Genomic DNA, 1,112 nt, shown 5'->3' with positions numbered 1-1,112 from the left:
TAATCGTAGATCAGAATGCTACGGTGAATACGTTCCCGGGCCTTGTACACACCGCCCGTCACACCATGGGAGTGGGCTGCAAAAGAAGCAGGTAGTTTAACCTTCGGGAGGACGCTTGCCACTTTGTGGTTCATGACTGGGGTGAAGTCGTAACAAGGTAGCGCTAGGGGAACCTGGCGCTGGATCACCTCCTTACGTAAAGATATTTTGGATGAGTGTCCACACAGATTGATTCGGTTTATAAGCAAAGAGAAATTGCACCGTGGTTTTTCTGAGTTCAAGGAAGGCAATTGACGAGGGAAGGCGTTTACATCAGTAAATAACTGACCGAGGATAAGCAGCCTGACGCAGAAATCAGGGAAAGCACACAGCAAGAGATGGGTCTGTAGCTCAGGTGGTTAGAGCGTTCGCCTGATAAGCGAGAGGTCGGTGGTTCAAGTCCACTCAGACCCACCAAAATCATTTTCTTCTGCGTTAGATTGTTCGTTGCATATTGATATATGCGGCCTCACAATCTGCCTTGAATAAAACGATTTGAAGAAATATCTAAAGATGGGGCTATAGCTCAGCTGGGAGAGCGCCTGCCTTGCACGCAGGAGGTCTGCGGTTCGATCCCGCATAGCTCCACCATCTTTAAGGGTTTTTGATAAAGAATCTTTAAACATGGTTTTGTAGATACAAAATCTTTGCTCTTTAACAATTTGGAAAGCTGACAAAATAATATGTGTTTCTTTGGAAACAGATGATTATTTGTAAAAGTTCTCAATTCTTTCTCGAAAGAGAAAGACCAACACAATCAAGTGTTCTTGGGAATGCACAGGCAACTGTGTATTCAAATTGAGTCCGGCAAAACCAAGTCACACACTCATGTATAAAATTATTGTGTGACACCTAATTAGTTGATGATATCAACCCTTAGGTTTTTGCGCTGAGGATTTTTGCCTGAGACAAGGCAGCAAGAAGGATGTCGCAGGGCGCTATCGTCTGATAGCAACCAAGCAGCCTTCGATGCTAACGCCGTATTCAGGGAAAAAGACCAAGCAAAAAAGACTTCTTCGGGTTGTATGGTTAAGTAATTAAGCGTACACGGTGGATGCCTTGGCAGTCAGAGG

2 tRNA genes and 1 rRNA gene are annotated in these 1,112 nt (G+C 44.7%); all 3 read left to right on the top strand.

What is annotated here, in order from left to right:
- Window positions 1–195 (top strand): 16S ribosomal RNA (locus VR7878_RS18980); the annotation flags it as partial.
- 184 nt (window positions 196–379) lie between these two features.
- Window positions 380–456: transfer RNA gene (locus VR7878_RS18975), tRNA-Ile, on the top strand.
- Between the two features lie 98 nt (window positions 457–554).
- Window positions 555–630, top strand: a tRNA-Ala gene (locus VR7878_RS18970).
- Window positions 631–1,112 lie beyond the last annotated feature (482 nt).

This window comes from Vibrio ruber DSM 16370 (assembly GCF_900163965.1).
In the GTDB taxonomy this organism is placed as follows: domain Bacteria; phylum Pseudomonadota; class Gammaproteobacteria; order Enterobacterales; family Vibrionaceae; genus Vibrio; species Vibrio ruber.
Note: the sequence above shows the minus strand (reverse complement) of the source record. Positions and strands in the feature narration are given on the sequence as shown.